This is a genomic window from Caballeronia sp. INML2 (assembly GCF_023631365.1).
GTDB classification, from domain to species: Bacteria; Pseudomonadota; Gammaproteobacteria; order Burkholderiales; family Burkholderiaceae; genus Caballeronia; species Caballeronia turbans.
The window spans coordinates 246457-259561 of record NZ_JALQDH010000046.1; the positions used below are offsets into that span (position 1 = coordinate 246457).

At 63.8% G+C, this 13105-nt stretch carries 11 protein-coding genes; 10 read left to right on the top strand and 1 reads right to left on the bottom strand.

The genetic code is table 11. The features are described from left to right. Window positions 1–105 precede the first annotated feature (105 nt). From hutH to NCT32_RS15885, 6 genes are all read left to right on the top strand, one after another. The gene (hutH, locus tag NCT32_RS15860; protein ID WP_061118168.1) at window positions 106–1635 is read left to right on the top strand and encodes a histidine ammonia-lyase; all 1530 of its coding nucleotides are present in this window, start codon (window positions 106–108) and stop codon (window positions 1633–1635) included. Further along, window positions 1632–2327, top strand: a complete 696-nt coding sequence (hutC, locus tag NCT32_RS15865) for a histidine utilization repressor (protein ID WP_061118167.1) — start codon at window positions 1632–1634, stop codon at window positions 2325–2327. The genes hutH and hutC overlap by 4 nt, the downstream gene beginning before the upstream one ends. 5 nt (window positions 2328–2332) lie before the next feature. Next, window positions 2333–2902 (top strand): HutD family protein, encoded by a 570-nt coding sequence (locus NCT32_RS15870; RefSeq protein WP_086961034.1) that lies wholly within the window; start codon window positions 2333–2335, stop codon window positions 2900–2902. Window positions 2903–2937: 35 nt separating this feature from the next. Continuing rightward, on the top strand, window positions 2938–4317 hold the full coding sequence (locus NCT32_RS15875) for a formimidoylglutamate deiminase (protein WP_061118343.1): 1380 nt from the start codon (window positions 2938–2940) through the stop codon (window positions 4315–4317). Between the two features lie 8 nt (window positions 4318–4325). Further along, window positions 4326–5129, top strand: coding sequence for an N-formylglutamate deformylase (gene hutG, locus NCT32_RS15880; RefSeq protein ID WP_061118165.1), 804 nt, complete (start codon window positions 4326–4328; stop codon window positions 5127–5129). A gap of 303 nt (window positions 5130–5432) precedes the next feature. Beyond that, complete coding sequence (locus NCT32_RS15885; protein ID WP_061118342.1) at window positions 5433–5756, top strand: DUF4148 domain-containing protein; 324 nt, start codon at window positions 5433–5435, stop codon at window positions 5754–5756. 212 nt (window positions 5757–5968) lie between these two features. Here the strand turns inward: NCT32_RS15885 and NCT32_RS15890 are convergent, their stop codons facing one another. Then, a complete protein-coding gene (locus NCT32_RS15890) occupies window positions 5969–6676 on the bottom strand; it encodes a TetR/AcrR family transcriptional regulator (protein ID WP_061118164.1) in 708 nt (235 codons plus the stop codon). 375 nt (window positions 6677–7051) lie between these two features. Here NCT32_RS15890 and NCT32_RS15895 point away from each other — a divergent pair, with 375 nt between their 5' ends. The 4 genes from NCT32_RS15895 to NCT32_RS15910 all read left to right on the top strand — a co-directional run bounded on the left by NCT32_RS15895 (window position 7052) and on the right by NCT32_RS15910 (window position 12619). Next, window positions 7052–8332, top strand: a complete 1281-nt coding sequence (locus NCT32_RS15895) for a Zn-dependent hydrolase (RefSeq protein ID WP_061118163.1) — start codon at window positions 7052–7054, stop codon at window positions 8330–8332. A gap of 87 nt (window positions 8333–8419) precedes the next feature. Then, window positions 8420–9754: an NAD(P)-dependent oxidoreductase gene (locus tag NCT32_RS15900; RefSeq protein ID WP_061118162.1), complete on the top strand. Its 1335-nt coding sequence runs from the start codon at window positions 8420–8422 to the stop codon at window positions 9752–9754. A 23-nt stretch (window positions 9755–9777) separates the two neighbouring features. After that, window positions 9778–11064: an NAD-dependent dihydropyrimidine dehydrogenase subunit PreA gene (gene preA / locus NCT32_RS15905; RefSeq protein WP_061118161.1), complete on the top strand. Its 1287-nt coding sequence runs from the start codon at window positions 9778–9780 to the stop codon at window positions 11062–11064. A 67-nt stretch (window positions 11065–11131) separates the two neighbouring features. Continuing rightward, window positions 11132–12619, top strand: a complete 1488-nt coding sequence (locus NCT32_RS15910) for an NCS1 family nucleobase:cation symporter-1 (RefSeq protein ID WP_061118160.1) — start codon at window positions 11132–11134, stop codon at window positions 12617–12619. The last annotated feature ends 486 nt before the right edge of the window (window positions 12620–13105 follow it).

Sequence of the window (13105 nt, forward strand, 5' to 3'; positions counted from 1 at the left end):
GTGTCATGCTTGCCGGGATGATCCTAGTGATATCCCGGATATCCCCTTGTTTCGTCCTTCGAGCCCGTTTAGACTTGAGTCTAACTTGTATAGACAGGACGAATCATGATCACGCTTACGCCCGGAAAACTGACGCTCCCGCAACTGCGCCGCATCGCGCGCGGCTCGGATCCGCTTCAACTCGATCCGGCCAGCTTCGATGCCATCGACGCGAGCGCGCGCGCCGTCGCCGCGATCGCCGCGAAGGGCGATCCGGCCTACGGCATCAATACGGGCTTCGGGCGGCTCGCCAATACGCACATTCCGGCCGATCAGCTGGAGCTGCTGCAGAAAAATCTCGTGCTGTCTCATGCGGTGGGCGTCGGCGAGCCGATGTCGCGGCCGGTTGTGCGTCTGTTGATGGCGCTCAAGCTGTCGAGTCTCGGGCGCGGTCATTCGGGCATCCGCCGTGAAGTCATCGACGCGCTCATCACGCTCTTCAACGCCGACGTGCTGCCGATCATCCCGATCAAGGGCTCGGTCGGCGCATCGGGCGATCTCGCGCCACTCGCGCATATGTCGACGGTCCTGCTCGGCATCGGCGAGGTCACCATTCGCGGTGAGCGCGCGAGTGCGCTCGACGGCCTCGCGGTCGCGGGCCTCAAGCCGCTCACGCTGCAGGCGAAGGAAGGTCTCGCGCTGCTGAACGGCACGCAGGCGTCGGCGGCGCTCGCGCTCTACAACCTCTTCGCGATCGAGGATCTGTTCCGTACCGGACTCGTCGCGGGCGCGCTGTCCGTCGATGCGGCGGCGGGTTCCGTCGTCCCGTTCGATGCGCGCATCCACGAGCTGCGCGGCCATCGCGGGCAGATGGAGGCGGCGGCGGCCTACCGCACCCTGTTGAAGGGCTCGGGCATCAATCTGTCGCACGCGGACTGCGAGAAGGTGCAGGACCCGTACAGCCTGCGCTGTCAGCCGCAAGTGATGGGCGCGTGCCTCGACCAGATGCGCCACGCGGCCGACGTCCTCCTGATCGAATCGAATGCCGTCTCCGATAACCCGCTGATCTTCCCCGACACCGGCGAAGTGCTGTCGGGCGGCAACTTCCACGCGGAGCCGGTGGCGTTCGCGGCCGACAACCTCGCCCTCGCGGCCGCCGAAATCGGCGCACTCGCGGAGCGCCGCATCGCGTTGCTGATCGACGCCACGCTTTCGGGCCTGCCGCCGTTCCTCGTCCGCGATGGCGGCGTCAACTCGGGCTTCATGATCGCGCACGTGACGGCTGCCGCGCTCGCATCGGAGAACAAGACGCTTGCGCATCCTGCATCGGTGGATTCCCTGCCGACTTCCGCGAACCAGGAAGACCACGTTTCCATGGCGACGTTCGCCGCGCGCAAGCTCGGCGACATCGCGAGCAACACGGCGAACATTCTCGCGATCGAACTGCTTGCGGCCGCGCAAGGGGTCGATCTGCGCGCGCCGCATCGGACGAGCGCGCCCTTGCTCGAAGTGATGAAGACGCTGCGCGCGCACGTGGCGCATTACGACCTCGATCACTACTTCGCGCCGGACATCGCCGCGATCGCGACGCTCGTGCAGGAAGGCGCGATCGCGCAGCACAGCCCGTTCGCGTTCGCGTCGGAACAGCCTGTATGAGCACGCCTGCGTATCAGGAGATCAAGGACTACATTCTCCAGCGCATTCATATCGGCGAATGGAAGGAGGGCGATCTGGTGCCCTCCGAGAACGAGCTCGCACGCGAGTTCAAGGTCGCGCGCATGACCGTGAACCGCGCGGTGCGGGAGCTGACCGCCGAGCAGGTGCTGACGCGGGTGCAGGGCGCGGGCACCTTCGTCGCGCAGCCGAAATACGCGTCGACGCTCGTCGAGATTCGCAGCATCTCCGATGAAATCGTCGCGCGCGGCCACGTGTATCGCGCGCAGGTGCTGCATCTGGGCGCATCGATCGTCGATGATGCGCTCGCCGACGAAATGCATCTCGCGCTGGGCAGCCCGGTGTTTCATTCGCGCGTGCTGCACTTCGAGAACGACGAGCCGGTTCAGATGGAAGAGCGCTACGTGAATCCCGCGCTCGCGCCGGAATACGCGCGCCAGGATTTCACGACGATCACGCCGAACCAGTACCTGATGACGGCCGCGCCGTTGCAGCGCGTCGAATACCGGATCGAGGCCTCGGTGCCGTCGGCCGAGATCCGGCTCGCGCTCGCGATGGCGGAGCATGAGCCGTGTCTGTTGCTGCATCGGCGCACGTGGTCGCGTGACGCGGTCGCATCGGTCGCGAATCTCTGGCATCCGGGCGATCGTTATCAATTCACGGGGCACTTCTGAACGCCATGATCATTCGAGCCGATTCGCTCACGGCTACGCGCTGGAAGAACGGCGGCGGCATGACGCGCGAGATCGCGGCGGGGCCGCCGGGCGCGTCGCTCGATGCGTTCGCATGGCGTCTGTCGCTGGCCGATGTGGCGTCCGATGGCGCATTCTCGAGTTTCGCGGGCGTCGATCGCGTGCTCGTGCTGCTCGATGGCGCGGGCATGCGTCTGACGGAAGCGGAAGGCCGCGTGCATACGCTCGATGCGCCGCTCGCGATCGCGCGCTTTGCCGGCGAAACGCCGATTCACGCGACGCTGATCGACGGCCCGACGCGCGATTTCAACGTGATGGTGCGCCGCGATCGCGCCCGCGCGACGGTGCATGCCCGGCGCGCGTCGTGCTCGCTCGATGCCGGCCACGATCTGACCTTCATCTTTTGCGTGCTTGGAAGGATCGATATCAAGGCCGCCGCAGACACGCGTCATACGCTCGAAACAGGCGATACGCTGTGTCTCGATCGTGGGGCAGAACTGCATTGCGAGGCGTCGGACGATACGTCGTGGCTGCACATCGGCATCGACAATGTGTGAGCAGCCGCGCGTCGTATGAAAAGGGAGACAGGAAGATGAGCGCATTCTTCGCGGATCATGCGCGCCTCGCCGGCGGCTGGCGGCGCGACGTGCTGCTCGAATGGGACGACGACGGCACGTTGCTGCGCGTCGAGCCGGACAGCGCTGCGCCCGCGGGCGTCGAGCGGGCGAAAGGGCCGGTCGTGCCCGGCATGCCGAATCTGCACTCCCACGCGTTCCAGCGGGCGATGGCCGGCCTCACCGAATATCGCGCGAGCGTCAACGATACGTTCTGGAGCTGGCGCGACCTCATGTATCGCTTCGCCGCGCGGATCGGCCCGGAGTCGCTCGCGGACATCGCCCACTGGCTCTACATCGAGATGCTCAAGGCGGGCTACACGTCGGTGTGCGAGTTTCACTACGTGCATCACGCACCCGGCGGCGCGCCTTATGCGAATCGCGCAGAACTCGCCGAGCGTGTCGTCGATGCGGCCGGGCGCGCGGGCATCGGCATCACGATGTTGCCGGTGCTGTACGAGCACGGCGGTTTCAACCAGGCTGCGCCGCGCGAGGATCAGCGCCGCTTTCTCAATACGCCCGACACGCTGCTCGCGCTCATCGACACGCTCGCCCGCGCGCGGCCCGAAAACGGCGCGCGGCGTTACGGCGTCGCGCCGCATTCGCTGCGAGCGGTGTCGGGCGAATCGCTCGCGGCGGTGATCGAAGGGTTCGACGCGCGCTTCGTCCGTGCGCCGGTGCATATCCATGTGGCGGAGCAGACCGCCGAAGTCGAGGCGTGCGTGGCGGCGACGGGGCATCGCCCGGTTCAATGGCTGCTCGATCATTTCAACGTCGACGAGCGCTGGTGCCTCGTGCACGCGACGCATATCGATGCAAACGAGTGCGCGCGTCTCGCGTTGAGCGGCGCGGTCGCGGGCCTGTGTCTCACGACCGAGGCGAATCTCGGCGACGGCGTATTTCCGTCGCGCGATTATCTCGATGCCGGCGGACGCATCGGCGTCGGCTCGGATAGTCATGTGGGCGTGGACTGGCGCTCCGAGCTGCGTCTGCTCGAGTATGGCCAGCGCCTGTGCCGCCAGCAGCGCAACGTGCTTGCGTCGCCGACGCAGAGCCGTCCCGCCGATCGTCTCTTCGATGCCGCGCTCGACGGCGGCGCGCACGCCACAGGACGGCCCGTCGGCGCGCTCGCGCAGGGATCGCGCGCCGACTGGCTCGTGCTCGACGACGCGCATCCGGGCATCGGCGGCCATGCGCCCGAAACGTGGCTTTCGAGCGCGGTCTTCTGCGAACACGGCGACACGCCGATCCGCGATGTTTTCGTCTCCGGCCGCAAGGTGATCGACGCGCGCCGCCACGCGCAGGAAGACGAAGCGCTCGCGCGCTATCGCGCCGCGTTGCGCGGCTTGCTCGATTGAGGTCATCCATGAACGAGTCTTCGATTTTCACGCTGGAACGCGGCGGCGCGCCGCTGCTGATTTCGATTCCGCACCGGGGCACGAGCATTCCCTGCGCGCTCGCCGACGAGATGACGCCCATCGCGAAACTCACCGAGGATTGCGACTGGCATCTCGAGCGGCTTTACGCGTTCGCGCGCGAACTGGGCGCATCGATACTGACGCCGCAATACGCGCGATATGTCGTCGATCTGAACCGTCCGCCCGATGACGCGAACCTCTATCCCGGCCGCGACACGACGGGCCTGTGTCCGGTCGATACCTTCGACAAGGCGCCGCTATACAAGCCCGGCCACGAGCCGTCGCGCGAGCAGATCGATGCGCGTCGCGCGATGTACTGGCAGCCGTATCACGATGCGCTCGCAAGTGAACTCGACGCGTTGCGGGCGTCGCATGGCCGCGTGCTCCTTTGGGAAGCGCATTCGATTCGCTCGGTCGTGCCGCGTTTCTTCGACGGGCGCCTGACCGATTTCAACTTCGGCACGGCGGACGGCGCGTCGGCGGCGCCGGGGCTCGCCGAGTACCTTGCGGGGATCGTCGAGCGCGACGGCCGCTTCTCGACGGTGGCCAACGGGCGCTTCAAGGGCGGCTATATCACACGGCGATACGGCGAGCCTGAGAAGGGCGTTCACGCAGTGCAACTGGAGCTGACGCAGATCAGCTACATGGAGGAATCGTCGCCTTTCGCTTACGACGAAGCCAAGGCGACCGCGATCCAACCTTTGCTGCGCGAACTCCTGATTTCCGCGATGACCTACGCGACGGCCGCGTAGAAGCTGACATCTGAATGGCGATTGGCTGGCGATATCGTAATGGCGATGCGTTGCCGCGATCCGTCCTGCGCGTCTGAATATCGATATAAATCAATTATTTAGATGGTCGTAAGGGCTCTCGACGCGATTCGTGACGCGAAACGGATTGTTGCTGACTCGACAATTATGTTTCGTGCAAATTGGGGTTTCCCCTAAGACGACCACCTCCTACACTGTCTTCAAGCGAAACGAAATCAGAAACCGCTTAAAAAGCTTCCGATTTCAGTTTCGATTTCAAAACAAGACTACTGGAGGTTCATCATGATCAAGGCATTCGTTCCCGCACTCGTCATCGCCACCGCTCTGGCCGCTCCGACTTTCGCGTCTGCGCAAAGCAACGGCCCGGTGACCCGCGCTCAAGTGCGTGCGGAACTGGTTCAACTGGAAAAGGCCGGCTACAACCCGTCGACCGATCGCGTGGACTATCCGCAAAACATTCAGGCGGCACAAGCGCGTGTGAACGCCGAAAACGGTAGCTCGGCCTACGGTCCTTCGACGGCTGGTACTTCGCAATCGGGCGCAGCGGCGCCGGTCGCGCGCGCTAACGTGTCGATGTCGGATCGCAACTCGGTCTACTTCGGTCATTGATCGGAGTTCGAAGTCGAGCTCGACGAAAAGCAGGTGGCAGTGAGCAGTAGCAGCGGTAGATGGTGCAGCAAGCGTTGGCAGTAGCAATATCTTGCGAGAAATGCAGTAGCAGTACCGCAGTTGGCAGCACCGCAGTCACGCAGTGAAGCATCACAGCAGCAAGCAGCAAGCAGCAAGTCGAACGCCGGCCGCTATCGAGCGACCGGCGTTTTTTATTGCGCGTCCTCTTTCGCTTCGACGCGCGGCGACACCGCGCCGCATGCGCGGATCACGAGTCGCACGACTTCTTCCGTCTGCTCATCGAAGGCCTTGCGCGTCAGTGCCCGCTTGCCCTTCAATGCGCGGATCTGCGCATCGAAGTCGGCGTAGTGCTGCGTGATCGCCCAGATCATGAACATGAACGTGTCCGGCTCGACCGGCGCGAGCAGGCCGCGCGCGATCCAGCTCTCGATCACGATGACGCGCGTATCGAGCCACGGCTTCACCCGCTCGTTGAGAATGTCCTGCATGTGATGCGCGCCGTGAATGATCTCGCTCGCCCACACCTTCGAGCCGAGCGGCCGACGTCTCGACAATTCCATCTTCGCGCGCACATAACCGCCGATCGCTTCCACCGGATCGTCGCTGCATTCGAAGGTGTCCGCCGCGCGATGCCAGTCTTCGAACAAATCTTCGAGCACGCGGCGATAGAGCGCGAGCTTCGTCGGGAAGTAGTAATGCAGGTTGGCCTTCGGCAGTCCGGCACGCTCGGCGATCATCGCCGTGCTCGCGCCTTCCAGTCCTTTCTCGGCGAACACTTCTTCGGCGCACGCCAGAAGCTGCGCTTCGTTGCTCTCGCGGATCTGCGCCTTGCGTCGCCGCAAAGGTGTTGCGGCATGCTCGCGCTCGGTAATGTCGTCAGCCGCGTCGTCGTGTCTCATCGTCGAATTTTTCTGTCGTGTGTGCCGCATCGTGCCTCATTCGCGCCGTTCATGCACGCGGCGCTGCATCGCGTCGAAAACGCCGCCGCGCCCAGTGCCCGCCGATGCTGCATTGCAATGGCACGCTTATCGCTTCATTTCGCTCCGTGTTTGTCCGCACACGAAAGACGTTGATTTGCTTATTTTAATCGGCTACAACCTGTCCATTCGGACAGGATTTGAGAAGCGCTCGAAGTATTGAAGAAGCGTGTCGTTCGCATCATTCATCGCATAACAGAAACGTGCACCGGGCGCGTGCGGCATCGCACCGCAAACGCCCGGCATGCACGAAACGAAGTCACTCACATACGAAGTCGATCGTAAGGAGCGAGGCGAATGAACGTCGTAACGGATGCAATCAGAGAGGCCGGTCTCGATACGTCCATCAAGGTGAATGGTCGACGTCTCTGGGACAGCCTGATGACGATGGCCAGGATCGGCGCGACACCCAAGGGCGGCGTGTGCCGGCTCGCGCTCACCGATCTCGACAAGGAAGGGCGCGATCTCATCGTCAGTTGGGCGAAGGAAGCGGGTTGCACGGTGAGCATCGATCAGATGGGCAATGTGTTCATGCGTCGCGCCGGGCGCAACCTCGAGGCGCTGCCGGTCATGACAGGCTCCCATGCGGATTCGCAACCCACGGGCGGGCGCTTCGACGGCATCTACGGTGTGCTCGGCGGACTCGAAGTGATCCGCTCGCTCAACGATCGCGGCATCGAGACCGAGCATCCGATCGAAGTCGTCATCTGGACCAACGAGGAAGGTTCGCGCTTCGCGCCCGCGATGGTCGCATCGGGCGTCTTCGCGGGCGTGTTCCCGCTCGACTACGGCCTCTCGCGCAAGGACGTCGACGGCAAGACGATCGGCGAAGAGTTGAAGCGCATCGGGTACGCCGGCGATCTGCCGTGCGGCGGCCGCAAGCTGCACGCGGCGTTCGAGTTGCACATCGAGCAAGGTCCGATTCTCGAAGCCGAGAACAAGACGATCGGCGTCGTCACCGACGCGCAAGGCCAGCGCTGGTACGAGATCACGCTCACGGGCCAGGAAGCGCACGCGGGCCCGACGCCCATGCCGCGCCGCAAGGACGCGCTGCTCGGCGCAGCGCGCGTCGTGGACCTCGTGAACCGCATCGGCCTCGACAACGCGCCGCTCGCCTGCGCGACGGTCGGCATGATGCAGGTGCATCCGAACTCGCGCAACGTGATTCCGGGCCGCGTGTTCTTCACCGTCGATTTCCGTCATCCCGACGATGCCGTGCTCGCGCGCATGGACGCCGCGTTGCGCGAGGGTGTCGCGCGTATCGCCGCAGAGATCGGCTTGCAGACCGAACTGGAGCAGATCTTCTATTACGCGCCCGTCAGATTCGACGCCGCCTGCGTCGCGTCCGTGCGCGCGGCGGCGCAGCGCTTCGGCTATTCGCATCGCGACATGGTGTCGGGCGCGGGCCATGATGCGTGCTATCTCGCGCAAGTCGCGCCCACATCGATGGTGTTCGTGCCGTGCGTCGACGGCATCAGCCATAACGAAATCGAAGACGCGTCTCAGGAGTGGATCGAGGCGGGCGCGAACGTGCTTCTGCACGCGATGCTCGAGCGCGCGTCGGAACCGGCTTCGTAGAAACAGCGCGCTTCGTCTCACGTTCAGTGTCGTCCGGGCCAATGCGCGCGGATGACGGGCACTCGTACGTCCTCACATGGAACGCACATGACCACAAAAACGACCGGCGATATCGCGAGCCATCGCCTCACGCACGAACAGCTCGCATGCGAGTTCTCGGATGTCGCGCCGTTGCTCGACGCCACCGCCGCGGCTGCCGCCGCGAGCCGCTGCCACTACTGCTACGACGCGCCGTGCGTGCAGGCCTGCCCGACGAGCATCGACATACCGAGCTTCATCCGCAAGATCGGCAACGGCAATCTGAAAGGCGCGGCGGTCGATATCCTGTCCGCCAATCCGCTCGGCGGCATGTGCGCGCGCGTGTGCCCGACCGAGATTCTCTGCGAGGGTAGTTGCGTACGCAACCATCCGGGCGATGCGCCCGTGAAAATCGGCGCATTGCAGCGTCATGCGACGGACTGGGCAATGGCAAAAGGCGAGCCGCTTTTCAAACGCGCGCCGGAGACGGGCAGGCGCGTGGCGATCGTCGGCGCGGGGCCGGCGGGGCTCGCGTGTGCATATCGGCTCGCGCTGGCGGGACATCGCGCGGTGATTTTCGATGCGCGCGAGAAACCCGGCGGCCTGAACGAATACGGCATCGCCGCCTACAAGACGGTCGAGGATTACGCGCAGCGCGAAATCGAATGGCTGCATTCGATCGGCGGCATCGAGATCAAGGCGGGTCACGCGCTCGGCCGTGACTTCACGCTGGAGGAGCTGCGCAAGCAATACGACGCGGTGTTCATCGGCTTCGGTCTTGCGGGCGTGCGCGAACTGGCGCTCGAAGGCGAAGCGCTCGACGGCGTGATGAACGCGGTCGATTTCATCGAGCAGGTGCGCGAGGCCGACGATCTCGCGAATGTGCCGGTCGGTCGGCGCGTCGTCGTGATCGGCGGCGGCAACACGGCCGTCGATGCGTGCGTGCAGGCCGCGAAGCTCGGCGCAACGAACGTGACGATGGTGTACCGGCGCGGCGTCGAGAACATGAGCGCGACGTGGGCCGAGCGCGAGTTCGCGCAGACCAATGGCGTGAGCATCGTCACGCACGCGAAGCCGACGCGTCTGATCGGCGTTGACGGGCACGTGACCGGCGTCGAGTTCGAGCGCGACGCGGAGCGCTTCGTCATCGATGCGGACATGGTGCTGAAGGCGATCGGTCAGACGCTCGTGCCCATCGGCATCGACCGGGCGTTGCTGACGCTCGACGGCGGGCGCATCGTCACCGACGAGAATCGACAGACGACGCTCGCGAAAGTGTGGGCCGGCGGCGATTGCGCGACGCATGAAGGACTCGATCTCACCGTGCAGGCCGTGCAGGACGGCAAGCTCGCGGCTGCGTCCATCGACGCGTCGTTCGAGCTGACTTCGATCAAAGCCGCCTGACGAACATAAGGAGCCGCCTCAACATGGCCGATCTGACTTGCAACATCGCCGGCATTACATCGCCGAATCCTTTCTGGCTCGCGTCCGCGCCGCCGACGGACAAGGCCTTCAACGTCAACCGCGCCTTCGAGGCGGGCTGGGGCGGTGTGGTGTGGAAGACGCTCGGGCTCGATCCGCACGTCGTCAACGTGAGCTCGCGTTATGGCGCGGTGCAATGGAACGGGCAGCGCATCGCGGGACTGAACAACATCGAACTGATCACCGATCGCCCGCTCGACGTGAACCTGCGCGAGATCGAACAAGTGAAGCGCGACTGGCCGGACCGCGCGCTGATCGTCTCGCTGATGGTCCCGTGCAATGAGAAGGACTGGAAGTGGATCTTGACGCAAGTCGAGGACACCGGCGCGGATGCGGTCGAACTGAACTTCGGCTGCCCGCATGGCATGAGCGAGCGCGGCATGGGCGCGGCGGTGGGACAGGTGCCCGAGTATGTCGAAATGGTCACGCGCTGGGTGAAGGAAGGCACGAAGCTGCCGTGCCTCGTGAAGCTCACGCCGAACATCAGCGATATTCGCATGGGTTCGCGCGCCGCGTTCAAGGGCGGCGCGGACGGCGTGTCGCTCATCAACACGATCAACTCGATCGTCGCGGTCGATCTCGACCAGATGGCGCCGATGCCGGCCGTCGATGGCAAAGGGACGCACGGCGGTTATTGCGGTCCCGCCGTGAAGCCGATCGCACTCAATATGGTCGCGGAGATCGCGCGCGATCCAGAGACGCCGAATCTGCCGATCTCGGGCATCGGCGGCATTTCATCTTGGCGCGATGCGGCGGAATTCATGGTGCTGGGCGCAGGCAGTGTGCAGGTGTGCACGGCGGCCATGCACTACGGCTTTCGTATCGTCTCCGATCTCGCCGATGGCCTTTCGAACTGGATGGACGAGAAAGGCTACGCGACGCTCGATGACATCCGCGGCCGCGCCGTGCCGAACGTCACGGACTGGAAGTATCTCAATCTCAAGTACGACATCAAGGCGCGTATCGATCAGGACAAGTGCATTCAGTGCGGGCTGTGTCATATCGCGTGCGAGGATACATCGCATCAGGCGATCCTGAAGGAGAAGGACGGCAAGCGGCATTTCGAAGTGGTCGATTCGGAATGCGTCGGCTGCAATCTCTGCATGCATGTGTGCCCGGTCGAGCAGTGCATCACGATGGAACGCGTCGATGCGGGCGAATACGCGAACTGGACCACGCACCCGAACAATCCCGCTCGCGTGGATGCGGAGGAACCCGCTAAAGCGGCATAAACATCATGCAGCGCTCGTCGTCGTTGAACCCTCATGATCAACCGCACAGTCAAACGGAGTGCATCCGATGAATCAGACAGCGCATAACGTCGAGACGAGCAGCCTGTATAACGACGATCTCGCGCCGACCGGCCCGGCGCAGCGTACCTGGAAGTGGTATCACTTCGCGGCGTTGTGGGTCGGGATGGTGATGAACATCGCTTCGTACATGCTGGCCGCGGGTCTCACCGATCAGGGCATGTCGCCGTGGCAGGCCGTGTTGACGGTCCTGCTCGGCAACCTGATCGTGCTCGTGCCGATGTTGCTGATCGGTCATGCGGGCGCGAAGCACGGCATTCCGTATGCGGTGCTCGTGCGCTCGTCGTTCGGCACGCAGGGCGCGAAGCTGCCCGCGATGCTGCGCGCGATCGTCGCGTGCGGCTGGTACGGCATTCAGACGTGGCTGGGCGGCAGCGCGATCTATACGCTCGCGAATATCCTCACGGGCAATGCCTTGCATGGCGCGGCGCTGCCGCTCATCGACATCTCGGTCGGACAGCTCGCGTGCTTTCTCGTGTTCTGGGCGTTGCAGCTCTACTTCATCTGGCATGGCACGGATTCGATCCGCTGGCTCGAAAGCTGGTCTGCGCCGATCAAGGTCGTGATGTGCGTCGCGCTCGTCTGGTGGGCGACGAGCAAGGCGGGCGGACTCGGTTCGATGCTTTCGTCGCCGTCGCAGTTCGTCGCGGGCGGCAAGAAGGAAGGGCTCTTCTGGGCGACGTTCTGGCCGGGTCTCACCGCGATGGTCGGCTTCTGGGCGACGCTCGCGCTCAACATTCCCGACTTCACGCGCTTCGCGCGCACGCAACGCGATCAGATGATCGGGCAGACGATCGGCTTGCCCGTACCGATGGCGTTGCTCTCGGTCATCTCCGTCGTGGTCACGTCGGCGACGGTCGTGATCTACGGCAAGGCGATCTGGGACCCTATCGATCTCACGAGCCGCATGACGGGCATAGGCGTGGGCATCGCCCTCGTCATCCTTACGCTCGACACGATGTGCTGCAATCTCGCGGCGAATCTCGTTGGACCCGCGTATGACTTTTCGAGCCTGTGGCCGAAGGGCATTTCGTATCGCGCGGGCGGCATGATCACGGCGACGATCGCCATTGTCATGATGCCGTGGAAGATTCTTGCGACTACGCAGGGCTATATCTTCACGTGGCTCGTCGGGTATTCGGCGCTGCTCGGGCCGGTTGCGGGGATTCTGATGGTCGATTACTTCTTCATTCGCGGCACGCGGCTCGATCAGCGCGAGCTTTTCGACGAGGACGGCGAGTATTCGTATAGCGGTGGATGGAACGTGGCGGCGGTGGTGGCGTTGCTCGTCGGTGTGTTGCCGAATCTGCCGGGGTTTCTGCATACGGCGTTTCCTGCATCGTTTCCAGGTGTGCCTGTGTTCTTCAATACGCTCTACACGTATGCGTGGTTCGTTGGCCTCGTGCTTGCCGCGATCGTTTATGGGTCTTGGATGAAGTTGCGGGGTAGTCCGAGGGCTGGGGTTTTGAGTGCTTGATTTTTTGTTTTTCGGCGGATCCCGTTTTGTTATTGGTTTATTAGCGTTGCCCCTATGCGGGGCGGCAGTCACTTTCTTTGCTGCTGCAAAGAAAGTAACCAAAGAAAGCAGCTTGTTAGGCCCGCGGTCACACGCAGTTTGGCCATGCTTGCCATGTGATCGTGGGCTGCCTAAGTGTCGCCCTCAAAGGCCCAACCGGGCGTGGATCGCACACGGTCTGACGAGCTAGCCCTCTAAGGAGACTGGTGCAGCACGAAATAGCGCCGGCACAGCGCTACGCGCTGCCGCCGGGTCTGCAAGGGAAACCAACGGATAACCAATGCAGTGAGATAGAGGCGCTAGTAAGGAAGCACGAGCGGACCCGATTGACCGGTCGGCCGCGAAGCGGGCCGGAGCCATTTGGTGCTGAACCGCTCCGCCATGCGACGCGAGGCGACAGACCGTGCGCGAGCCAAGCCGATTAGTCTTGTGAGGGCGACACTTAGG